Annotated in this window: 23 protein-coding genes; 5 read left to right on the top strand and 18 right to left on the bottom strand. The window is 71.5% G+C overall.

The annotated features are described in order from the left end of the window. The first annotated feature begins 1 nt into the window (after nucleotide 1). From JMV16_RS05560 to glcF, 4 genes are read left to right on the top strand one after another with little or no spacing between them, the layout of a single operon-like run. On the top strand, nucleotides 2-679 hold the full coding sequence (locus JMV16_RS05560; RefSeq protein WP_236580370.1) for a class I SAM-dependent methyltransferase: 678 nt from the start codon (nucleotides 2-4) through the stop codon (nucleotides 677-679). 12 nt (nucleotides 680-691) lie between these two features. After that, nucleotides 692-1,090: a CidA/LrgA family protein gene (locus JMV16_RS05555; protein ID WP_201493184.1), complete on the top strand. Its 399-nt coding sequence runs from the start codon at nucleotides 692-694 to the stop codon at nucleotides 1,088-1,090. Between the two features lie 7 nt (nucleotides 1,091-1,097). Beyond that, nucleotides 1,098-1,811, top strand: coding sequence for an LrgB family protein (locus tag JMV16_RS05550; protein WP_201493183.1), 714 nt, complete (start codon nucleotides 1,098-1,100; stop codon nucleotides 1,809-1,811). A gap of 25 nt (nucleotides 1,812-1,836) precedes the next feature. Next, the gene (glcF, locus tag JMV16_RS05545) at nucleotides 1,837-3,090 is read left to right on the top strand and encodes a glycolate oxidase subunit GlcF (RefSeq protein WP_201493182.1); all 1,254 of its coding nucleotides are present in this window, start codon (nucleotides 1,837-1,839) and stop codon (nucleotides 3,088-3,090) included. A 7-nt stretch (nucleotides 3,091-3,097) separates the two neighbouring features. Here glcF and JMV16_RS05540 read toward each other — a convergent pair whose 3' ends face one another. The 5 genes from JMV16_RS05540 to JMV16_RS05520 all read right to left on the bottom strand — a co-directional run bounded on the left by JMV16_RS05540 (nucleotide 3,098) and on the right by JMV16_RS05520 (nucleotide 6,381). Continuing rightward, nucleotides 3,098-3,406, bottom strand: a complete 309-nt coding sequence (locus tag JMV16_RS05540; protein WP_201493181.1) for a hypothetical protein — start codon at nucleotides 3,404-3,406, stop codon at nucleotides 3,098-3,100. Between the two features lie 49 nt (nucleotides 3,407-3,455). Beyond that, complete coding sequence (locus tag JMV16_RS05535) at nucleotides 3,456-4,427, bottom strand: DMT family transporter (RefSeq protein ID WP_201493180.1); 972 nt, start codon at nucleotides 4,425-4,427, stop codon at nucleotides 3,456-3,458. Between the two features lie 78 nt (nucleotides 4,428-4,505). Then, nucleotides 4,506-4,853, bottom strand: coding sequence for an H-NS family nucleoid-associated regulatory protein (locus tag JMV16_RS05530; RefSeq protein WP_201493179.1), 348 nt, complete (start codon nucleotides 4,851-4,853; stop codon nucleotides 4,506-4,508). A 165-nt stretch (nucleotides 4,854-5,018) separates the two neighbouring features. After that, the gene (locus JMV16_RS05525; RefSeq protein ID WP_201493178.1) at nucleotides 5,019-5,849 is read right to left on the bottom strand and encodes a zinc-dependent peptidase; all 831 of its coding nucleotides are present in this window, start codon (nucleotides 5,847-5,849) and stop codon (nucleotides 5,019-5,021) included. Nucleotides 5,850-5,916: 67 nt separating this feature from the next. Beyond that, complete coding sequence (locus JMV16_RS05520; protein WP_201493203.1) at nucleotides 5,917-6,381, bottom strand: OsmC family protein; 465 nt, start codon at nucleotides 6,379-6,381, stop codon at nucleotides 5,917-5,919. 48 nt (nucleotides 6,382-6,429) lie between these two features. On the opposite strand from JMV16_RS05520, the gene JMV16_RS05515 reads away from it, so the two are divergent. Beyond that, a complete protein-coding gene (locus JMV16_RS05515; RefSeq protein ID WP_201493177.1) occupies nucleotides 6,430-7,080 on the top strand; it encodes a glutathione S-transferase family protein in 651 nt (216 codons plus the stop codon). On the opposite strand, the gene JMV16_RS05510 is transcribed toward JMV16_RS05515, so the two are convergent. The 13 genes from JMV16_RS05510 to JMV16_RS05450 form a co-directional block, all read right to left on the bottom strand. Then, on the bottom strand, nucleotides 7,074-8,888 hold the full coding sequence (locus JMV16_RS05510) for a pilus (MSHA type) biogenesis protein MshL (protein ID WP_201493176.1): 1,815 nt from the start codon (nucleotides 8,886-8,888) through the stop codon (nucleotides 7,074-7,076). The genes JMV16_RS05515 and JMV16_RS05510 overlap by 7 nt on opposite strands. Beyond that, complete coding sequence (locus tag JMV16_RS05505; protein ID WP_201493175.1) at nucleotides 8,885-9,295, bottom strand: hypothetical protein; 411 nt, start codon at nucleotides 9,293-9,295, stop codon at nucleotides 8,885-8,887. The genes JMV16_RS05510 and JMV16_RS05505 overlap by 4 nt, the downstream gene beginning before the upstream one ends. Beyond that, a complete protein-coding gene (locus JMV16_RS05500; RefSeq protein WP_201493174.1) occupies nucleotides 9,292-9,906 on the bottom strand; it encodes a hypothetical protein in 615 nt (204 codons plus the stop codon). The genes JMV16_RS05505 and JMV16_RS05500 overlap by 4 nt, the downstream gene beginning before the upstream one ends. Continuing rightward, a complete protein-coding gene (locus JMV16_RS05495) occupies nucleotides 9,903-10,526 on the bottom strand; it encodes a PilN domain-containing protein (protein WP_201493173.1) in 624 nt (207 codons plus the stop codon). Before JMV16_RS05495 ends, JMV16_RS05500 begins: the two co-directional genes overlap by 4 nt. 20 nt (nucleotides 10,527-10,546) lie before the next feature. Then, nucleotides 10,547-11,572 carry a pilus assembly protein PilM gene (pilM, locus tag JMV16_RS05490; RefSeq protein WP_201493172.1) on the bottom strand — a complete coding sequence of 342 codons (1,026 nt, stop codon included), beginning with the start codon at nucleotides 11,570-11,572 and terminating at the stop codon, nucleotides 10,547-10,549. Then, nucleotides 11,572-16,032: a DUF6701 domain-containing protein gene (locus JMV16_RS05485; protein ID WP_201493171.1), complete on the bottom strand. Its 4,461-nt coding sequence runs from the start codon at nucleotides 16,030-16,032 to the stop codon at nucleotides 11,572-11,574. The genes pilM and JMV16_RS05485 overlap by 1 nt, the downstream gene beginning before the upstream one ends. After that, complete coding sequence (locus JMV16_RS05480; RefSeq protein WP_201493170.1) at nucleotides 16,029-16,526, bottom strand: agglutinin biogenesis protein MshP; 498 nt, start codon at nucleotides 16,524-16,526, stop codon at nucleotides 16,029-16,031. The genes JMV16_RS05485 and JMV16_RS05480 overlap by 4 nt, the downstream gene beginning before the upstream one ends. After that, the gene (locus tag JMV16_RS05475) at nucleotides 16,507-17,352 is read right to left on the bottom strand and encodes a type II secretion system protein J (protein WP_201493169.1); all 846 of its coding nucleotides are present in this window, start codon (nucleotides 17,350-17,352) and stop codon (nucleotides 16,507-16,509) included. Before JMV16_RS05475 ends, JMV16_RS05480 begins: the two co-directional genes overlap by 20 nt. Before the next feature lie 61 nt (nucleotides 17,353-17,413). Beyond that, the gene (locus JMV16_RS05470; RefSeq protein ID WP_201493168.1) at nucleotides 17,414-17,962 is read right to left on the bottom strand and encodes a type II secretion system protein; all 549 of its coding nucleotides are present in this window, start codon (nucleotides 17,960-17,962) and stop codon (nucleotides 17,414-17,416) included. Nucleotides 17,963-18,074: 112 nt separating this feature from the next. Then, entirely contained in the window at nucleotides 18,075-18,533 is a 459-nt protein-coding gene (locus tag JMV16_RS24515) for a type IV pilin protein (RefSeq protein WP_201493167.1), read from the bottom strand. A 30-nt stretch (nucleotides 18,534-18,563) separates the two neighbouring features. Beyond that, nucleotides 18,564-18,941, bottom strand: coding sequence for a type II secretion system protein (locus JMV16_RS05460; RefSeq protein WP_201493166.1), 378 nt, complete (start codon nucleotides 18,939-18,941; stop codon nucleotides 18,564-18,566). A gap of 109 nt (nucleotides 18,942-19,050) precedes the next feature. After that, entirely contained in the window at nucleotides 19,051-20,283 is a 1,233-nt protein-coding gene (locus JMV16_RS05455; protein WP_201493165.1) for a type II secretion system F family protein, read from the bottom strand. Further along, nucleotides 20,280-22,022 carry a GspE/PulE family protein gene (locus tag JMV16_RS05450; protein WP_201493164.1) on the bottom strand — a complete coding sequence of 581 codons (1,743 nt, stop codon included), beginning with the start codon at nucleotides 22,020-22,022 and terminating at the stop codon, nucleotides 20,280-20,282. The genes JMV16_RS05455 and JMV16_RS05450 overlap by 4 nt, the downstream gene beginning before the upstream one ends. Nucleotides 22,023-22,143: the final 121 nt, after the last annotated feature.

The following is a 22,143-nucleotide window of genomic DNA, read 5'->3' as shown; positions in this document are numbered from 1 at the left end:
CATGGCCGCCGAGCCCGCCAGTCCCGCCAACGCCGCCGAGATGCGCGCCTACTACGCGCAGCGGGCGCCGGCCTACGAGCGCGTCTACGCCAAGCCCGAGCGCCAGGCCGATCTGCGCACGCTGGAAGCCGCCCTGCCCGGCCTGTTTGCCGGCCGGTGCGTGCTCGAGATCGCCTGCGGCACCGGCTGGTGGACGCCGCATGGCGCGGCCCGGGCCGCCGCCTGGCTGGCCACCGACATCAACCCCGAGACCCTGGCCATCGCGCGCAGCAAGGCGCTGCCGGCCTGCGTGCGCCTGGCCGAGGCGGACGCCTGGGCGCTGGAGGGCCTGCCCGACGACGAGCGCTTCGACGCCGCCTTCGCCGGCTTCTGGTGGAGCCATGTGCCGCTGGCGCGGCTGCCGGCCTGGCTGGACCTGCTGCACGCCCGCCTCGCGCCCGGTGCCCGCGTGGTCTTCATCGACAACGTTTATGTCGAGGGCAGCAGCACGCCCATCGCGCGTCGCGACGCCGAGGGCAACCAGTGGCAGCAGCGCCCGCTCGACGACGGCTCGGTCCACGAGGTGCTGAAGAACTTCCCCAGCCGCGAAGACGCGCTGCAGTTGCTGGGCAGTCGCGCCCTCGACGCCACCTGGACCGCGCTGCCGCACTACTGGATGCTGAGCTATGCCCTGGCCTGAGGCCGCGCCGCGATGAATGCGCTCGACGGCCTGAAGGGCCTGACGCTGCTGCTGCTGTGCCAGTCGGTGGGCGAGGCGGTGTCGCGCCTGCTGCAATGGCCGCTGCCGGGCCCGGTGCTGGGCCTGCTGCTGATGTGGGTCCTGCTCAATGTGCCGGCGGTGCGCGCGCCGGTGGCGGCGGCGACGATGCCGCTCTTGGGCCATCTCTCGCTGCTCTTCGTGCCGGTGGGCGTGGGCGTCATCGTCCACCTCGATCTGCTGGCGCGCTACGGGCCGCGCATGCTGCTGGCGCTGCTGCTGTCCACCTTCATCGGCCTGGCGGTCACGGCCCTGGTGCTGCGCGCGCTGATGCCTGTCGACGGGCCCGCCGTCGGGCCGGCCGACGCCCCGACCCGCGCGCCCCAGGTCTGAGCCGGCCATGCAGGACTTCGTCCAGCTCTGGGTCTACCTCTCGGCGACGCCGCTGTTCGGCCTGACCGCGACGCTCTCGGTCTACGTCCTCGCCCAGCTCGTCTACCAGCGCCTGGAGCAGGCGCCCTGGGCCAACCCGGTGCTGTGGACGGTGCTGGCGCTGGGCGGCCTGTTGCTGGCCACCGGCACGCCCTACCCGACCTATTTCTCGGGCGCGCAGTTCATCCACTTCCTGCTCGGCCCGGCCGTGGTGGCGCTGGCCTGGCCGCTGTGGCAGCGCCGCGCCGACCTGCGCCGGCGTGCCGGCGCCCTGCTGGCGGCGGCCCTGGCCGGCGGCGCGGCGGCCGGTGCCAGCGCCTACGGCATCGGCTGGGCGCTGGGCCTGCCGGGCGATGTGCTGGCCTCCCTGGCGCCCAAATCGGTGACGGCGCCGGTGGCCATGGGCATCGCGGCCCAGATCGGCGGCATCCCGGCGCTGGCCGCGGTGTTTGCGGTGCTCACCGGCCTGGTCGGCGCGATCAGCGGCAAGTACCTCTTCGATGCACTGGGCGTGTACACGCCCGACGTGCGCGGCTTCGCGCTCGGCACCGCCTCGCACGGCATTGGCGCGGCACGCGCGCTGCAGGTCCACCCCGACGCCGGCGCCTATGCCGCGCTGGCGCTGGGCCTGCAGGCGGTGCTGGCGGCGCTGCTGATGCCGCCGGTCTTCAAGCTCTTCTGATCCTCGAGAAAACTCCCGGGCCACCATGCAAACCAAGCTCGCCGCCGAATTCCAGGGCACCCGGCAAGGCCAGGAGGCCGAGGCCATCCTGCGCAAATGCGTCCACTGTGGCTTCTGCACCGCCACCTGCCCCACCTACCAGCTGCTGGGCGATGAGCTCGACGGCCCACGCGGGCGCATCTACCTGATCAAGCAGATGCTCGAGGGCGCGCCGGTCACGCGCAAGACGCAGCTGCACCTGGACCGCTGCCTGACCTGCCGCAACTGCGAGACAACCTGCCCCAGCGGCGTGCAGTACGGCCACCTCATCGACATCGGCCGCGAGCTGGTGGAAGCGCGCGTCGAGCGGCCGGCAGCCGAGAAGGCGGCACGCTGGACGCTCAAGGCCGGCCTCACCTCGCCGCTGTTCGGGCCGGCGATGAAGCTGGGGCGGCTGGCGCGGCCGCTGCTGCCGGCAGCGCTGAAGGACAAGCTGCCGGGCGCGGCCGCCGGTGACAACTCGCGGGCCCACAAGTGGCCCACGCGCGAGCACCGGCGCAAGGTGCTGATGCTGCTGGGCTGCGTGCAGCCGGCGATGATGCCCAACATCAACAGCGCCACCGCCCGCGTGCTCGACGCCGCCGGCATCCAGACCCTGGTGGCCGATGGCGCCGGTTGCTGCGGCGCGCTGCGCACCCATCTGAGCGACGCCGAGGGCGGCCTGGCTGATATGCGCCGCAACATCGACGCCTGGTGGCCGCTGGTCCAGGGCCTGACCTCGCAGGGCCGGGTCGAGGCCCTGGTGATGAATGCCAGCGCCTGCGGCCTCACCGTCAAGGACTACGGCCACGCCCTCGCCCACGACCCCGCCTATGCCGAGAAGGCGCGCCGCGTGAGCGCGCTCACGCGTGATGTGAGCGAGCTGCTGCCCGACCTGGTGCCCGCGCTCAAGGGCAAGCTGCGCACGCGCGGCAGCCAGCGCCTGGCCTTCCACCCGCCGTGTACGCTGCAGCACGGCCAGCAGCTGCGCGGCGGCATCGAGGCGCACTTGCGCGAACTCGGCTTCGACGTGCAGCTGGCGGCCAGCGAAAGCCACCTGTGCTGCGGCTCGGCCGGCACCTACAGCGTGCTGCAGCCCGAGCTGTCGAATGCGCTGCGCGACCGCAAGCTCGGCCACCTGGCCCCCATCGAGGCCCAGACCATCATCAGCGCCAACATCGGCTGCATCCAGCACCTGCAAAGCGGCACGGCCACGCCGGTGCGGCACTGGATCGAGGTGCTGGACGCGGCCCTCGCTTGACGCCGGTTCAGGCCCTGGCGGTCCTGACGTAGATGTCGGTATCGGGCAGCAGGGTGCGCAGGGTGTCGAAGGCGGCTTGCATCAATTCGGGGCCGCAATAGGGCAGACCGGGCGCGAAGGAAAGCTCGGCCTCGGCGTCCACCAGGCGCAATTCGCGCAGCCAGGCGCCGGCCGGTTCACGCAGGCCCATCTGGGCATCGAGGGCGGTTTCGAGCGCACCGACCACGCGCTGCAGATCCTGCGCGTCACCGATGAGGCGCGGCTCGATCTCGATCAGGGCTGGGCGGACGGGCTTGATGGGGATGGTGCGGTGCATGGCGTTTCCGTGGCGCGCGCCGCGCCGGCTGAGCCCGGAATTGGACACCTCAGGCGGTATGCGCAGCTGCGGCATTTGGTCGCGTGCGCAGCGCCCACGCCACACCGGCGATGAGCAGGGCCGCGCCGGCCAGCACCGCCGGCGCCGGTGCGTGGCCGCGCAGCATGAAGGCATAGGCCAGGGCCGCGAGCGTCTCGAACACGATCAGCTGCCCGGCCAGGCCGGGCGGCAGGCGCTGGCTGGCCTCGTTCCAGCACAGGGTGCCGGCCCACGATGCCAGCAGGCCGGTGGCCAGCATCAGCGCGACGAAGAAGCCCGGCCGCGGCCCCAGCGGCATCGCGAAGCTGTCGCCGGCATAGGCCATGCCGCCCCAGACCACGGCCAGGCCCAGCACCGCCAGCGGCAGCGTCGCCACGCCCTGGGCCGTGGCCCAGGCGCGCGGGCTGCGGTCGGCGTGGGCGCGCAACCACTCGGCATTGCGTATCGGGTACCAGGTCCAGCAGATCACCGCACCCACCGCGAGCAGCGCGCCAGTGGCATAGCGCTCGGGGTCGGTGGCCGCGGCCTGGGTGCGCTCGGCCTGGTTGACGAGGGCGATGCCGGCGGCGATGAGCAGCAGCGAGGGCGCCATGCGGCCCCAGGGCAGCGGGCCGTCGCGGTCGCGACCACGCAGATTGGATGCCACCGCAATCACCACCGGCAGCGTGCCGATGATCATGGTTGGCAGCGGCCCGCCGGCGCGCTGTATGGCCGCCGCCAGGCACAGGTAGTACAACACGTTGCCGACCGCCGCGAGTTCGAGCGCGTCCAGCCAGTCGGCGCGCGTCAGCTCGGCCAGGCGGTGGCGGTCCCACCAGGCCAGCGGCAGCGCGATGAGGCCGAAGGCGAGGTAGCGGCCCATCGTGAGCAGGGCGGCCGGGTATTCGGGCAGCCACAGCGGCACCACGAAGACCAGGCCCCACATGAGGCCGGCGGCGAGGGCGAACAGGGTGCCGCTGAAGAGTGCAGCGCGATGGGGCATGGGGCGCGATCATGCCCGGGGCGCCGCGCCGGCCGCGGCGCAGGCCGCCGGGCCGGGCGGGAGCAGAGGAAAAGCGGCTTACTTGACGGCGAAGTCGGCCAGCGTCTTGCCGGCGGCCAGCGCATCGCGCAGCCATTGCGGGCGCTTGCCAATGCCGCCCCAGGTGCCACCGGTCTCATTGCGAAACTTCACCACGGGCGGCGCCTTGCCGGCCTTGCTTGCCTTCGGGGCCTTGGCCGCCTTGCCCTCGGCCTTGGCCGCGCCCTTGGCATTGCCGAGGCCGAGGTCGGCGCTGGTGAGGCCGTAGAAATCGATGGCCTCGCGAATGCGCGAGATCACGCCGTCAACTTCCTTGCGGCGCAGCTTTTCGGCCTCGATCTTGAGCGCGTCGATCTGCTTGAGAATTTGTTCGTAGGATTTGGTCATGATTGCCGTTTCGAGCTGAAAGCCCCCTGAATTGCCGGACGTTGCCGTATCCGCTGGCGTCTGATTCTCTTTCGAAACCGCGCCATTGGCCTAAACGATAACACGCCGAGGCTAATTCAATGCGTTATGAATGGTTAAGCCGCGAATTTCGGGCGCGGTCCGCATTCACCAGAGGCGGGGATCGACGCCGTAATAGGCCGCCAATTCGGCATGCAATTCCGGGTGCGCCTGGGCCAGCGCTGCCGGCTGCTCGAAGAAGAGTTCGCTGACGACGGCAAAGAATTCGGCGGCATCGGTGGCCGCATAGGGATCGATAAGTCCGCCCTCGCCGCGCGCCAGGCGTTGCTGCAATTGCGCGTATTCGTGGCCCAGCACCGCCGACCAACGGCCATAGTCGCCGTGCCGCCCCAGCCAGGGCGCGCCATTGGCACGTCCGTGGTCCTGGTCGAGTTGGTGGGCGAATTCGTGGATCACGACATTGCGGCCATCACCGGGATCGGCGGCGCCGGCCAGCACATCGTCCCAGGACAGGATGACCTGGCCCTCCTGCCAAGATTCACCGGCCAGCACGCGGCGCGATTCTTGGGCCAGGCCTGCGGCATCGGAGCCGATGCGGTCGACGACGAAAGCACCGGGATAGATCAGCACCTGGCGCAGATTGCGGTAGTAGCCGCCGCGCCCGCCCAGCAAGAGCAGAGCCGCCTGCGCCGCCACCAGCACGCGCATCTCGTCATTGATGCGCACGCCGGCGCAGCCGATGAAGGGCTTCTCGGCAATCAGGATCTGGGCGATCTTCTTGATGCGTTGCTGGATATCGGGCGGCAGCAGCGCAAAGGCCGGCATGCGGCGGCGCAGGATGCGGCGCCAGGCGCGCGGAAACGGCTGGCGCTGCACGCGCGCACGCCGCCGCGCCCGCCACCAGGCCGGGCCCCAGAGCCAGCCGGCCACGGACAAGAGCACGAGGCCCAGGAAGGCGAGCGCGGCAACGGTGTTCATGGGCGCATCTGGGAGCGCGGCAGGTGCGTTTCAAGCCCCCGCGGCTGCGGGCCCTGCCGTCGCCGCCCTATTGAGGTTCGCACCGCACTTCGCAGACAACGGAGTTGGCGATGAAGCATTCATCGTGCGCCCGTTCGTGCAAGGCCTGCAGTTGTTCAGGGCTGGGCAGGCGCGCGCCGCCGAACTCGATCCGCGGTCTGAGCGTGACGCGGCTCATGGCGAGTTTGCCCTTTGCATTCCTGGCCATCACGCCGGCGGCCTGGTCGAGATAGCGGTCGACCCGGTAACCGGCCTGCGCCGCCAGCGAAAGAAACCACAGCATGTGGCAACTCGAAAGCGCGGCAACGAACATTTCCTCGGGGTCGACGGCGGCCGCGTCGGAATACGGCAGCGGCACGACAGCCGGTGCAGAAGAGCCAGCGACTTCAGCGCCGCCGTCGAATTGCAAGCGGTGGCGGCGGTGGTAACGGTTGTCGGTAAAGGCCTCGTCGGCCTCGCGCTGCCATTCGATGAGGGCGGTGTATTCATGCATGCGGGCTTCCTTGATCGACGCCATCATGGCCCGTGCCATGATGGCGCGATGATCACACTGCACTACCACCCGAGCAACGCCAGTTTCGCGCCCCACGCGCTGCTGCGCGAAATCGGCATCCCTTTCGAGCTGCACTATGTCGACCGCGAGCGGATGGCGCACAAGTCGCCCGCGTTCCTGAAGCTCAACCCCAACGGGCTGATTCCGGTGCTGGTCGATGGCGACCTCGTGCTTTACGAAACGGCGGCCATCCTGATGCACCTGGCCGACACCCACCCGGCCGCGGCACTGGCGCCGGCCATCGGCACGGCCGAACGTGCGCATTACTACAAGTGGATGGCCTGGCTGGGCAATACGCTGCAGGCCACGCTGCTGCTCTACTTCTACCCCGAGCGCGTGGTCGATGCCGGCCATGCCGAGGGCGCGGCCCAGGTCAAGGCGGCTGCGCAGCGCAAGGCCGCGGCCTGCCTGGAGCAGATCGATGCGCAGCTCGCCGGCCATGGCGGGCCCTGGTTGCTGGGCGAGCGCTACAGCGCGGCCGATCCCTATGCCTTCATGCTGTGCCGCTGGACGCGCGGCTTTGACGCGCAGCCGGCGCGCAGCTTCGCCCACATCGCGCCCTGGCTGCAGCGCGTGCGTGCGCGGCCGGCGCTGCAGCGCGTCTACGAGGTCGAGGAACTGCCGGCGCCGGATTACTGACGCGCCAGCGGCGCGGCAGCGTTCGCACTCACGGGCACACTCGCCGGCCCGCTGGCCGGCACAGGGGCGGGCACGGGCGCCGCAGCCGGGGCCTCCTTGACCGTCACGACCCGCCTTGGCCCCTGCTCGGGCTCGCCCAGGGTCGCCAGGGCCTGCTCGGCGCTGCGCTGCCAATCCTCGGCGCTGCGTATCAGCGTCGGCCTGATCAGCACCACCAGCTCTTTCTTGCGCCCGCTGGCCTTGTTGTTGCCCAGCAGGGTGCGGCCGACGGCGCCTTCGCCGCGGCCGGGCAGGCCGGCGCTGCTGCGTGAAGACTCGATCTGCATCAGCCCGCCGATGGCGACGATGTGGCCGTCGGCCACGCGCACCACGGTGTCGGTCTCGTTGACGGTGGACGAGGCCAGCGGCAGGCGGTAATTGCCCACCGCACCGAGGTCGACCTGCTTGGTCTTTTCGCTCACGCTGGTGACCGAGGGCCGCAGGTGCAGCGTGATCATGCCGGCCTCGTCGATCTGCGGCGTCACGTCGAGCGCGATGCCGCTGAAGAAGGGCGTCAGCGTCAGCGTCGGCAGCGTCGTCGTCGCCACCGTGGTGCTGCCGCCGGCGGCCACCGAGCCGCCCGAGACATTGGTGACGAAGTATTCGTCGACGCCGACCTTGAGCACCGCCTTCTGGTTGTTGAGCGTGGCCACGCGCGGGCTCGACAGGATTTGCAGCTCGCCCTGGCTTTCGAGAAAGCCGAGCACAGCCTCGAAGCCCTTTGAGGCAATGGCCAGGCCCATGGCACCGCCAATGCCGGAGGGAATGGGCAGGCCGTCGATCAGCGCGCCGGCCGCCGCTCCCGGCGTGGGCAGGAGGCCCAGAGCCGCATTGCTCGTCACGCCGCTGAACTGGCCTGCGCCATAGCTGCCGCTGAAGGGGCCGTTCTTGGGAAAGCGGCCCAGCACCGACCAGTCGATGCCGCTCTGGTAGCCGTCGCTCAGCTCGACCTCGACGATCTTGGCCTCCAGCATCACCTGGCGCTCGATCGACAGCCGTGAGGCCTGCAGGAATTTCTCGACCTCGCGCAGCTCGTCGGGCATGGCGCGCACGATCAGCGTGCCGGCCTGCGGGCTGGCGATCACCTGCCGGCCCTGCTCCTTGCCGACCAGGGCGCGCACCGATTCGGCCATCTCGGCCCAGTAGTCGGAGAGCGAGGTGGTGCTGATCTGGCTGCTGTCGGGCGTGGGCTTGGTGGTGGCGGTCGCGCCGCTGCCCTGCGCGTTGCCGGTCTGGGGTGCGCCGCTGCCGCTGACGCGCACCTCGCTGCTGCCCTGGCGGCGGGCGTTGAGGTAGTTCACCGCGAACAGCCGCGTCTGCAGCGAGGCCGGGAAGACGGTGATGCGGCGGCCCTCGATCTGGAACTCGAAGCCATAGACCTGGCGGATGGATTCCAGCGCCTCGCGCACCGTCACCCCGCGCAGCGTGGCCGAGACCTGGCCGCCGACCTGGGGGTGCATGAGCAGGCTGTAGCGCGTCTCGGCCACCATCGAGAGAAAGACATCGCGCGCATTGGCGCCGTTGACGACGAGGTCGAAGCGCGGTTCGGGCGGCACGGGCGGGCGCGCCGGCGGCGGCATGGGCGCGGGTGCCGGGGTGGCAGGCGCGACGCTTGCCGCCGAGGCCGCAACAGCAGCCGGCTGCTGGGCCGCGAGTTCGGCACGCAGTTGCTGGCGCGCGGCGCCGAATTCGCGCACGGCCATCAGGGGGGCGCAGCCGCTGAGCAGCGCCAGCGCGGAAAGCAGCAGCACGGAGGGTGCGGTGTTCATGGCGTGTCACCTCTGCGGCGGGGCCGCGGGGTCGGGGTCGATGGAGTGAGGGCGGGCGCCGAGGCGCCGGGCGCGGGCCGCCAGACGGCGGCGCCATAGAACGGCAGGCGGACGCGGGCGCCGGCCTCGCGCACCCAGAGGCCGCCCTCGTCGATGGCCTCGATGCGCGCGCCGCCCAGGCTGTCGCCGACGCCCAGGCGCCGGCCCTGGTCAAAGACGTAGCGGCGGCCGTCCACGCTCATCAACTGGCGCGGCGCTTCGAGCGCGGGCCGGGGCGCGGCGGCGTCGGACGAAGCCGCGCGTGCCTGCGAGGGCGGCGGCTGCATGGGGTCGCGTTGCGGCAGCGCCTCCAAGGCCGCGGCCAGGGCCGGTGCCAGCGCCAGCATCAAGATCAGCGGCGTCTTCATGGGCTGCCCCCCAGCGTGTGGATCTGCACCGTCAGCGTGGGCGGCGTGCCCTCGACCAGGCTCAGCTCGCCCCAGCGCAGCGCCGGCAGGGCCTGCTCCAGCGCGGCCAGGTAGGCCAGCAGATCCGGGTAGCGGCCGGCCACGCTCAGCTCCACGCCCTGCAGCACGACGGCGCTGCCGGGCGCCAGCGGGCGCGGCACGGCCAGCTTGAGGTGGACCAGCGCCAGCCGCTCATGGCGGCGCAGCGCGCGTTCGACCAGATCAGCCAGGGCCTGGGTCGGCTGCTGGCCGGCCTGGGCCTGGGCTATGGCGGCATCGGTGCGCACGCGCTCCTCGCGCGCCGCCCGCAGCGCCGCTTGCAGCCGCCCGCGCGGCGAACCGGCATCGGGCCCGCTGGCCGCGGCGGCGGCGCGCAGCGTGGCCAGCTCGGCGGTCTGGGCCTGCATCTGGGCGCGCAGCTGCTTCTGATCGCTGAACAGCGGCGTCAGCAGCAGGGCGTCGGCGGCGGCCACCAGCACCAGGGCCGCCGAGAGGAAGATGAAGACGCGCTCGCGCAACGTGCGCGCATCGATGCGCAGCGCCTGCTGTTGCCAGAAGCCGGTGGTGCTCATGGTTGCACTCCCGAGGCTGCGGCCGGCGGCGGTGGCACGCCGGCCTCGAAGCGCCACGCATCGGCACCGGCGGCACCACCGGCGACCCCTTCACGCGCCACGCTGGACAGCTGCAGCCGCGGCCCGCCGGCATCGGCGGCCAGGCGGTCCAGCCAGCGCGGCAGGGTCTCGGGCTGCAGGCTGCGGCCCACCAGGGCCAGGCGGCCGTCGCGCAGGCGAATCTCGCTCAGCCAGGCCGATTCGGGCAGGGTGCGCGCCAGCCGCGAGAGCTGGGCCACCGGGCCCAGGGCCGAGCCGGCGCGGCCCTGCGACAGCGCCTGCAGCAGCTGCTGGCGTTCACCCAAGGCGCCCTGCACCTGGGCCAGTTCCTGCTGCAGCGCGGCCTCGTTGCCCGGCAGGGCGGCGCGGCCGGCGGCCAGCAGGCGCTGGCGCTCGGCGGCGTGCAAGGTGTTGGCCGGCATCAGGCCGGCGCGCAGCCGCACCGTGCTCCAGGCGGCCCAGCCGCACAGCAGGGCCACGCCCAGCACCAGCACGGCCAGGGCCTGGGCCATGCGGCGCGACGAGAACAAGCGGCGCGGCGCCAGCAGGATGGGGTTGCAGAGGTTGATCTGTTGCGCCATGGCGTTTGCTCAGTGCGGGCTCACAGCTTGCTGGTTTCGGCGCGCAACAGCTCGCCGAGCAGGGGCAGCAAGGCCTCCTGCATCTCGCTGCTGCCGGCAAGGGCGGCATAGCCGGGAAAGAGGGCCTCGACGTCCAGCGCCTCGACGCGCAGGCCGGTGGCCGACACGATGGCCTCGGCAGCGGCAGCGCCGGCATCGCCCAGCGCCAGCACCACGCCGGCCAGCGGCAGGTCGGTCCAGGTGCGCTCCCAGACATCGAAGGAGCGCTGCAGCTCGATCACCAGGTGCTGCAGGCCATCGGCCGCCACCGGGGCCGCGGTTTCGGCGCCGTAGTCGACGAAGTCCAGGCTCTCGAGCCCGTCGTCACCGCCGGCCGCAAAGGAAGCTGCCGCGGCCGGCGCCATCGCCTGGCCGTCCCAGTCGATGCGGCGGGCGTAGAACAGCTCGTCGCCGGCGCCTATGGTGAGCAGGCAATGCGCGCCGTGGCGCACCAGGCCGGCGACGGCGCGTGTACGCAGGCCGCGCGCCGCGGCATGGGCCGCGATGAGGTTGCGCTGGGCCGCCTCGGCGACATCGACCACGGTGAGAGCCAGGCCGGCCTCCTGCGCCAGCCGGCCCAGCTCGTCGACGCGCTCACGCGATGCGGCGGCGACGAAGACATGGCTGTGGGCACGTTCGCGGCCGTCGCCAACCTGCATCACGTCCAGTGTCAGCTCGTCGACGCGGCCCTCGACCAGCTCCTTGACGCGCCAGCGCGCCGCCGCGCGCAGTTCGTCGGGCGGCACGGCGGGAGTCTCGATCTGCAGCCATTGGGATTGCTGCAATGGCAGCACCGCCACCGCCTGGCGCAGCGGCAGGCCGAGGTCGCGCAGCGCACGCGCCGCCGCGGCGCTGTCGGCGGCGGCCCAGGCCAGCTCGCCGCCACCCAGCAGCGCGCCGGGCTGGCCCAGCGGCCCGGCCGCGTGCAGCCACAGCAGGCGCTCGGGCAGGCCGCCGAGCACCAGGGAACCGGTGCCGGCACGTTGGGACCAGGGCCAGGTGATCATCAGAAGCTCTCCCGCCGGTGCAGCAAATGGCCTTGGGTGCGCGGCAGCCCGAAGCTGGCGCGGGCGGCCGTGTCCTTGTCCTGTCCGCTGCCGCACCAGCCACCGCGCAGATAGTCCAGGTTGGCACCCGCGCTGGCGACGCGCACCGGCGTCCAGCTCTGCAGGCAGGAGGCGTCGGTGGCCGTGCTGCCCAGGCTCAGCGCCACGTCCACCGTGCCCGAGCGGCCACCGCCGGGCGCGGCCAGGCGCAGGCTGCCGATGCCTGCAGCCAGGGCGATGGCGGCCGTGGGCGCCGCATCTGCGGCACTCAGCGTGCGGCGCAAGTTGCCCAGGCTCACCGCCGCCACCGGCACCGTGGTGCAGCTGTCCAGCGTGTCGGTGTCCCAGGCGCTGCCGCTCCAGTACTGGGCCGTCACCGGCAGCGCCAGCGGGCGGTCGGCGGCGCCGGTGGCATTGCCCAGGCGCAGGCGGCCGAAGCGCAGATTGACGGTGGCCACCCGGCTGCGGTCCAGCGCGCCGCCGGCCGTGCCGGCCATGTCAAAGGCGGCCATCGCGACGCCGTCGGCGTCCACCGGCGCGATGCCGAAGGCAGCCACGAAGGGCCCGTCTGGCGCGGTGGCACGGGTGGCGTTGGCGGTGAGCGTGACCGCGGCCACGCCGTTGACCCAGCTGCCGCTGGCGCTGCCAACGGCGAGCCGGCCGCTGGCTACGGTGAAGGCCGTCGACGCGCCCAGACCGACCAGGTTGTAACCGGCAGCTGCCGCGGGATCGAGCCTGGCAAAACTGCCCAGATAGTTTTGCGTCGTCGCACCGGCGAGGCTTTGTGCCGTCAGCGTGAAGCCCAGTGTGAAGTTCTCGCCCAGGTGGGTGGCGCTGGCTGCCGGCGTACACGCCAGGCCGGCGCGGTGCGTGACGCTGGTGGCCGCGAGCGCGAAGCGCGCCGGCACGAAGCGCCCGACGTTGCCGCTGGCCGTGCCGCTGACGGCGCCGGCGCCGAGGTAGCTGCCGTCGGCCACGCTGGGCGTGAGGGTGACGATGCCGACCTCGCTGTAGGCGAGGTTGGCGACCGTCGCCACGCCGGCGGCGAAGCTGCCCCCTGCCACGGTGGCATTGGCCAGCGTGCCGGCCGTGCCGCCCGCGGGCAGCACCAGCGTGGGCGTGAGCAGCACGCCCTCGGGCGAAGTCTCACGGCCGAAGTTGGGCGCGGTGGCACCGCTGCTGGTGCGCGCGGTGACGGTGGCGCCGAAGGCCTCGCCCGCCTTGACGAACTTGGCGCCCGCCGCGCTGACGGCGCCCGGGTTGGCCAGGTTGGGGCTGGCGGCTTGCTGCACGGCGCTGATCGCGAAGCCGGCCGGTTTGACGACGAATGCATTGCTGCTGCCCGCCAGCGTGGCGCCGTTGACAGTCTTGCTGGCCGAGAGCGTGACCTGGCCGACATCGGCGTAGTTGAAGCTGAAGGGCGCGCCGCCACTGGCGTCGAACACCATGTTGACGGCGGTGCGGCTGCTCACGCCGCTGCCCGGGTTGGCGGCGATGGCGGTGGCGGCGCTGCCGGTGAGCGTCATGCGGTTGCCCGACGCGCAGGTGCTCGGGTTGTTGCACTGCGCCGCCCAGTCCACCGTGGTGGCGCCGGTGAGCGCGGCCTCGCAGGCCTCGGTGGTGGTGCCGGTCTTCACCGCGCGCAGCAGGTAGGGCAGCGAGTCGGTGCCGGCCGTCTGCGCCGGAATCGTCGCCGCCAAGCCGCTGGTGGTGGCGACGATGAAGCCGGCGGTGCTGAAGGTGGTGCTGCAGCTGTTGGCGGCGCTGCAGCTGACTCCGTTGGCGCAGCATCGTCGCGCATTGGACGCCGTCAGCGCCTCGCCCCCCAGCGTCACGCTGACCGTGGCGCCATCGGCCGCACTGCCGTGGCTGAGGGTGGTGCTGGCGCTGCCGCTGGCATCCAGGCTCAACGTCGTTGCGCCCAGGCTGCCGGCGCTGGTGGACAGCGTCACCGTGCTGCCGGCGGCGCCGACAAAGGCGTTGCTGCAGGGGCTGCTGGTGTCGGCACAGGCGGTCACCGTCACGGTACTGGGCAGACAGGCCAGGCTGGCGCTCGGCAGCACCAGCTCGTAGTGGTCGGGCACGACGTTGCCACAAAGGTGGCGGGCCTGGGCCAGCGTGCTCAGGGCAGCTTGGTTGAGCGCCTTGTCGAAGATCTGGACCTCGTCGAGCACGCCGCGGAAGCTGTCGTTGCCATCGCCCCCGATGCTGGCAATGCCGGTTTCGGTGTCGTCCCATCCGGTGCTGGTCAGGCTCGCCGGATAGCCCGGCAACAGATTGCCGCTGCTGTCGAACACATAGACCCTGCGCTCGATGTTGGGGTCACCGGCAAAGTCGGCCACCGCAGCCACGAAGTACCAGGTGCCGTTGGCCAGCAGGCTGGCGGCGCTGTTGGGCGTGTCGAGGTTGGGGGTGGTCGCGCCACCCGAGAGAAAGCGCAAGCGGCCGGGGCCTGGTGTTCCCAGCGCCAGTGCATAGCCCCGCCCGCCGGAGTTGTGACTGAAGATCCACTGTTTGCCGACGTTGTTGGCCGTGCTGCGCACCCAGGCCGTGATGGTGAAGCTGTTGCTGCCAAAGTAGGGGAATCCGGCGCCCAGGTCCAGATAGCCCTGCGTGACAGACGGTGTGCCGACGTTCTGGAACACGCCATAGCGGCAGGTGCCCGATGCGCCCGCCAAGGCCGCCGTCAGGGCGGCGGTGGTGGCGCCGTTCTGGGCGGTGCCGGGATAGCTGCCCTGCTCGTCCGCCACCTCGTCGGTGGTGCCGTTCCAGAGGCTCTCGTCCAGGTGGTAGCTGGCCAGAGGCACGGTCGTGACGGTGTAGGCCGGTCCGGAGTGGTTGCCATTGCCCGCGCCTGTGCCGCCGAGCGGGTTGCCCACGGCATCGGCGATCGAATCGTCGTCGACCAGGTTCAGGCCCAGCGTGCCGCTGCCATAGCCGGGGTCGGCGCTCACCGCCCAGGTGCTTCCGCTGCCGCTCACACCGGTGAGGGCAGCGCCGGCCAGGCCGCTGGCGGCGAGGCTGAAGTCGCTCGCGTCGACGCCGGTGACACTTTTGGAGAAAGTCACCGTCCAGCGCAGCGTGTTCTGGGTGCTGGGGCTGGCGCTGTCGCGCGAGATCGAGGCCACGACGGGCGCCACGCGGTCGACCGCATAGACCTGGCCGGTCTGGCTGCCGTTGCCGGCGCCGGCTCCGCCCAGCTTGTTGAGCAGGGAGTCGACGATGCTGTCGTTGTCTACCAGATTCAGCCCCAGCGTGCCGGCGCCGCCGACAGCGCTGGCCGTGACGGTCCAGTTGGCGCCCGAGCCGGTGACCGAGGCGAGGGTCCCCGTGGCGCTGCCTGTGGCCACAAGCGCGAAATCACCGGCATCGACGCCGGTCACGCTTTCGTTGAAGGTGACGGCCCAGCTCAGGCTGGCGGCATTGGTAGGGCTGGCGCCGCTGCGGTTGATGGCCGTGGCGTTGGGATTGTTTCGGTCCACGGTGTAGACCTCGCCGGTGCGGCTGCCATTGGCGGCCCCGCCGGTGCCCGTCCCTCCCAGCTTGTTGCCTGAGAGATCGACGATGCTGTCGTTGTCCACCAGGTTCAGGCCCAGCGAGCCGCTGCCGGTGCCGGTGCTGGACGCCACCGTCCAGGTCGTGCCGCTGCCGCTCACCGAGGTGATGGCCATCGAACTCAGGCCGGAATTGGCGAGCGCGAAGTCGGACGCATCCACCCCGGTCACCGCCTCGCTGAAGGTGACAGTCCATGCGACCGTGCTGCCGCTGGATGGATTGAGGCTGGCCCGCACGATGGAAGCCACAGCCGGCGGCGTGGTGTCCACGGTGTAGTCGACGGTGATCGCGATCAGGTCCACCGAGACCGTGTGCGAGAAGCCGGCAATGCTGGGCTTGGTGGCGGCGAAGGCGGCGCCGAAATCGGCCGCGTTGATGTCGGCCGCGGTCCAGGTCTCGCCCCACAGGTCGGTGCTGCCGCCATGCGCTTCGGCCACCTCGGTGGTGGTGTAGGTCGTCGCGGTAGCGCGGTCGCTGGCGCCAACGGCGCCGCCCTTGACGATGCGCATGAGCGCGTCACGGCTGCCGCCGTTGGTGGTGCGGTTGGACCTGCGGTTCACCGTCACCGTGATGCCGTTGATGGCCGCACCGGCGGGGATGCTGAAGCCGTAGTTCAGGCACTGCAGGTAGCGCGAGATCGTTCCATCCACGCTCACCGTGGCGTTGGAGTTGTCGTTGGCCCAGGCCCGCGTCGGGTTGCTCCAGATCCGCGTACCGCCGGTGGAGAGGCTGGAGCAGTTGGACGAGGCGGCCGGCGTGCGTGTCACGGTCGCCGCGGCAGCCGACAGCGGTAGCGCGCACAGCAGCCCCACCAGGGCCAGGCGGCGCAGCAGCGCGGCGCAGCAGTGGCGGGCGGCGGCCCTCATCGCATCACCGTCCAGCCGAGCTGGCGCTCGACGTAGTTCAGGCCCGGCTCGGCTGCCGTGCTGGGGCAGGCGCCGCCACTGGGCGCGTTGCAGGCATTGGCGGCAAGCTGGAAGAACACCAGCGCCGTGGCGCCGTCGCTGACGGTGCCGCTGGCCGGCGTGCGCGTGCAGCTGACGGTGATCGTGAAGCCGGGAAAGGCGGCCAACGCAAAGCTGGTGGCGGCAAAGCAGGCCGGCGCGGCGGCCGGCGGCGCCGGGTTGCGCAGCACCTGGAAGGCCGCCCATTCCAGCCCGGCGCGGGCGGCCTGCAAGGCGCGTGCAGTCTCGATCTCGGCGGCCGAACCCAGGTGCTGGCGCAGGCTGATGCTGGCCAGGGCCGCGCCCAGCGCCGCCAGCACGACGACCAGGAAGAGCGCCGAGATCAGCGTGAAGCCCCGCGCCGCGGCAACGCGGGGCGGGCCCGGGTGGCGGCGATCAAGGCAGGTTGTCGACATGGACCGCGTGGTAGAGGCTGACCGTCTCGCTACCGGCCGAAGTGCTGGTAGACAGGGCCAGGCGCAGGGTGACGAGGGCCGCATGCGCCGCCACCAGGGTGGCGTCGACGCTGAAGCGGCATCCGCTCACGCCGCTGGCCAGCACGGCGCTGGTGCCGGCCGCGGGCGGGTCGGGCTGGGTGGCGAGGAAGCCGTAGTACTGGTGACGGCTCAACAGGCCGGCGCCGAGGTCGCAGCGGTAGCTCACCGGCATCTCGACCGCGGTGACGCGATAGGGCCAGGCCTGGGCCAGCGCCGGCAGCGCGGCCAGCGAGGCGATGGTGATGCTGCTGGCCTCACCCGCCGTGTTGGTGGTGGTGCGGCGGTTCGACGTCGCCTGCTCGCCGGCGCTGACATTGGCGGCATAGGCGTCGGCACCGACGACCGCGGGGCCGAGGTTGTAGAACACCAGCTCCTGCGCCGAAGACAGCGTGAGCGGCGGGCCGATGAGATCGAAGGCGGTGTCGAGCACGCCGAACTGCAACGCGCCGCCGCCCGCGGTGGCATAGCGCGCTGCGCCGCTGGTGGGGATCAGCTCCAGCGCCGTGCCGCCGGCATTGACGCGCACGCTGCCGGGCAGCGCCACGCGCAGATCCCGGCCGATGTGGCGCAGCGCGAGGTCGGCCTGGTCGACCAGGGCGGCGCGCGCCGACGTCGCCAGGTAGGCCTGCACCGGGCGCACGATGAACTGCGCCACCACCACCGCCAGCGTGCCGGTGATGGCGATCACCATCACCGCCTCGACGAGGGTGAAGCCGGCCTGCGCACGGGTTCGACCGCAGTTCAAGGCAGCCCTCAGGCCGGTTCGGCCGCAGGCCAAACCGCGCGCCGGGCCGAACCGGCGGCGATCAGAGCGAGGCATTGGGCGCATGGCGGCTGCGGTAGCCTTCAAGCGTGACCTGGGTGGCACCCGGGCCGCTGACGGTGACGGTGATGCGCAGCGCGTCGCCGCTGCCGGCGGTGAGGGTGTTCAGCGCCGCACTGGCTACGCTGACGCTGGCGCTGTAGGCCGAGAGGCCGGGCACGGCGGCCTGGTTGATGTCGACGATGCCGCTCGTTGCATAGCCGTGGTAATCGTTGGCGTGGTCGAACTGCGGCACGGCGTAGCGGTTCTCGCCCGCCTCGGGGCCTGTTGCCTCGGGCGTGCCGGCACAAGCGGCGGCGCTGGTGGCGGTCTCGACATTCGCGTCGTCGCCGTCGCACCAGGTGAAGGGCATCAGCTGCACCTCTTCGAGCAGCGATTCGGCGATGGCCAGGGCCTGGCGGCGCAGCAGCGGATCGGCGCTGGTGGCGGTGGCCTGCACGAAGACCTGCAGCACGCCGGCCAGCGCGGCGCTGACGACGACGATGAAGATCAGCAGTTCGACCAGCGACAGGCCGTGCAGGCGTGCGCGCACGGCGCGTGGCGCGCGCCGGCGTCGGCTCTCGTCAGCGGTCCCAGGCAGGTACATCGATGTGGCCGGTTGGGCTGGAAGTCCATGCTAGGCAGGCGGGCCGCGGTGCGATGGCTCAAGGTGCGGGACGAAACAAGCCTGTTTCGTGCTCGAGCCGCCAGACCTGTGCCCCGGCGCCACTGCCCAGCGTGACGGTGAGCGCGCTGCCGGTGGAGGTGGCGGTGCGCCCGCTGTTGCCGCTGTTGAAGGTGGCGCTCGCCGCCGCCCCCAGGCAGGGCGTGGCCGCGGCCGGACAGGGCAGGCTTGCCAGCGTGGCCCCGCCCACGTAGGCGAAGCTCACACCGCTCGTCGACAGGGTGGCCTGCACCGCGCGCCGCTGCGCCACGGCCAGGCGCTGCATCGCCATCATCTGCGCCTGCAACTCGTCGCCGTAGGCACGCAGGCGCCAGCTCGTCAGGTCCAGCAAGCGCGGCAGCGCGAACACCGCCAGCACGCCGACGATGAGCATCACCATCACCAGCTCGACCAGCGTGAAGCCGGCGTCACGGGTGGGGCGCTCGCGCCGCATCGCCATCGCAACCGGGCGCGGCGCGCCCGGCAGCCCTCAGTTGATGCCGATGGCGGTAAAGGCCGCGCTGGCGGCGTTCGAAGGCTCGAAGACCACGCAGTCAGTCTTGGTCGCATTGGCCGCCACCGCGGCCGGCGTGATGCTGTAGTTGGTGGGCAGGGCGCCGGCCTGCAGCAGGGCCGCGGCGTCGCTGCAGTTGGCCACTGCCGCACCGGCCCCGGCATTGGCCTTGCGCGCCGCGTAATTGACGGCGCCGGCCGACGACAGCGCGCCGGCCACGCCCTGGGCGGCGGCGAGCTTGGCGTCGCCGCTCATGTCGAGGAACTTGGGCACGGCCACGGCAGCCAGCACGCCGATGATGACGATGACCATCACGAGCTCGATGAGCGTAAAGCCGGTTTGGCGGGTTTTCATGGAAACATCTCCAGTAAACGTTGAACGACGCAGAGTGCTGTTTCGGCCCGCGTCACGGCCTGCTTTCCCGCATATCGGCGCACTCCGGCGCGGCTTGAGGGCGCACATCTCATCCGCGCCCGCTGGCCGCCTGGCCGAGGTTCCAAAGCGGTAGGAATACACCAAGCGCCAGCACCAGCACCATGGCGCCGATGATGGTCAGCAGCACCGGCTCGATGCTGGACGACAGGCCCTTGATGGCGTAGTCGGTCTCGCGCTCGTACATCTCGGCGATCTCGTCGAGCAGGGTGTCGAGCTCGCCGGTTTCCTCGCCCACGGCGATCATCTGCAGCACGATGGGCGTGAACACGCCGGTGGCGGCGGCGCAGCGCGACAGGCTCTCGCCGCGCTCGATGCCGTCGCGCATCTGCTCGATGCGCTGGCCGACGAAGGCGTTGTCCACCGTCTGCGAGACCACCGTCATGGCGCTGCTGATGGGCACGCCGCTGCGCGAAGCGAGCGCAAAGCTGCGCGCAAAGCGCGCCAGCGTGGCTTTCAGCACGATGGGCCCGGCAATGGGCAGGCGCAGCTTCCAGCGGTCCCAGGTGTAGCGGCCGGCCGGCGTGGCAATCCAGGTGCGCACGCCCCAGCCGGTGCTCACCGCCAGCGCCAGCAGCAGCGGCCACCAGCGCACGGTGAAGGCCGACAGCGCCAGCAGGATGCGCGTCATCAGCGGCAGCTGGGCCTTGAAGCTGGCGAAGACGTTGGCGAAGGTGGGAATCACGAAGAGGTTGATCACGAACATCGCGATCACGATGGCGCCCACCACCAGCATCGGGTAGCGCAGGGCCTGGCGCACGCGGGCGCGGACGTCGAGGTCGAACTCGATGTGTTCGGCCAGCTGCTTGAACGATTCGGTGAGGCGGCCGGTCATCTCGCCGACGCGCACCATGGCGATGTAGAAGGGGTCGAAGACGCGCGGGTGGCGCGCCATCGCGGTGGCCAGCTCGCGGCCCTGGTCGAGGCTGGCGCGCAAGTCGGCCAGCAGCGCCACCATGGCCGGCTTGCTGCTGCTGGCCTGCAGGCCGGCCAGCGCGCGCAGGATGGGCACGCCGGCGCGCTGCAAGGTGTACATCTGGCGCGACAGCAGCAGCAGGTCGAGCAGTTGCAGCGGCGCCGTGCGCAGCGCTGCCCACCAGCCCGCGGCGGGCGCCTCGACGGCGCGCACCGCCACCTTGATTTCCACCGGCGTCACGCCGCCGGCCAGCAACTGCTGGGCGACGGCATCGTCATCGTCGGCGTCGATGACGCCCTGGATCAGTTCGCCGCGGTGGTTGCGACCCCGCCAGGCCCAGGTGGTCATGGTTCAGCGTCGTTGCCGAGGCGCATGGCTTCGGCCACCGAGACACGGCCCTGGCGCACCAGCTCGAAGGCGCGTGCGGCCAGGGTGCGGCCGGCCATGCGCTCGCGCGCCAGGCGTGTGAAGCTGGGCGGGTCGGCGTGGGTCACGGCATCGGCCAGCGCAGCGTCCATCTCCAGCAACTCATAGACACCCAGGCGCCCCGAGCAGCCGGTGCCGTTGCAGGCCGAGCAGCCCTGGCCGCGCAGCGTCTTCTCGCCCATCGCGATGCCAACCGCGCCGCCGACGGCGTGCAGCCAGGCCGATTCCTGCGCGTTGAGCACGGTGGGCGCGGCGCAGTTCTCGCAGTTCTGGCGCACCAGGCGCTGGGCGATCACGGCCTGCAGCGAGGTCGCCACCATGAAGGGCGGCGCGCCCATGTCGAGCAGGCGGAAGGGCGTGCCCATGGCATCGCGCGTGTGCAGCGAGCTGAGCACCAGGTGGCCGGTGATGGCCGAGCGCAGCCCGATCTCCACCGTCTCGGCGTCGCGCATCTCGCCCACCAGGATCACGTCCGGGTCCTGGCGCAGCGCGGCGCGCAGCACGCGTGCGAAGTCGAGCTCGATGCGGTCGTTCACCTGCACCTGGGTCAGCCCGGGCAGGCGGTACTCGATGGGGTCTTCGACGGTGATGATCTTCTGCTGGTCGGCGTCGAGCTCGGCCAGCGCGGCGTACAGCGTGGTCGTCTTGCCCGAGCCGGTGGGCCCGGTGACGATGAGCATGCCGGCATGGCGGCCCAGCACCTCGCGCAGGCGGGCCAGGATGTCGTCGGGCATGCCGATCTGGTGCAGGCGGCGCACCGCGTCGCCCTGGCTCAGCAGGCGCATCACCAGCGATTCGCCGTACTGCGAAGGCAGGGTCGACAAGCGCACGTCCACCGTGCGCTCGCGCAGCCTCACCGTGAAGCGGCCGTCCTGCGGCAGGCGCTTCTCCGAGATGTCCAGGCCCGCCATCAGCTTGAGCCGCTGGGCCAGCGCTGCGCCGATGCGCTTCTCGGCCTGGGTCTGGGTCTGCAGCAGGCCGTCGATGCGGCTGCGGATGACGAGGTGGTTCTCCTGCGGATCGATGTGGACGTCGGAGGCACCGACCTGCATCGCATCCTCGAACACGCTTTGCAGCAGGCGCACCACCGGCGCCGCCTCCTGGCCGACATTGGCCTGCAGGGTGCCGAAGTCGACCGCGTCGCCGATGTCGCGCTCCAGCGCCTTGGCCAGGCCGCTGATCTCTTCGGTGCGGCGGTAATGGCGGTCCAGCACCGGCGGCAGCTGGCTTTCGGGCACGACGGCAATGCGCAACGGGCGCTTGAGCAGGCGCGTCAATTCGTCGAAGGCGAACAGGTCGAGCGGATCGACCATGCCCACCAGCAGATGCTCGCCCTTGTCCTCCAGCACCACGGCGCGGTGGCGCCGCGCCGGGCTCTCGGCCAGCAGGCGCACGTTCTCGCTCTTGAGCGGAAAGCTCTTGAGGTTGACAGCCGGCACGCGCAGCTGGCGCGCCAGCGCATGGGCCAGGGCTTCTTCGGTGATGAGGCCGGAGTCGATGAACAGGCGGCCCAGCTTCTTGCCGCTGCTGCGCTGCTCGCGCAGGGCTTCCTCGAGCTGGGTGGCCGAAATCAGGTGCTGCTGCACCAGCACGTCACCCAGGCGCAGCTTGTCGCGGCGGGGCGTGGCTTCGGCGGCGGCGGGAAGGGGTTCGACGGACATGCGGCGGCCGGCGGCGCCAAGCCGCACGGTCAAGCCATGCTAGGCAGGCCGGCGCCGGGCTATCGCCCGAATTGGTGGCACAAAGAAGCCCAGATCGAGGGCTGGAAGCGCGGACTTGCCG

Source organism: Rubrivivax sp. A210 (assembly GCF_904426505.1).
Lineage (GTDB): Bacteria > Pseudomonadota > Gammaproteobacteria > Burkholderiales > Burkholderiaceae_C > Rubrivivax.
This window is presented reverse-complemented; position numbering and strand designations above follow the sequence as displayed.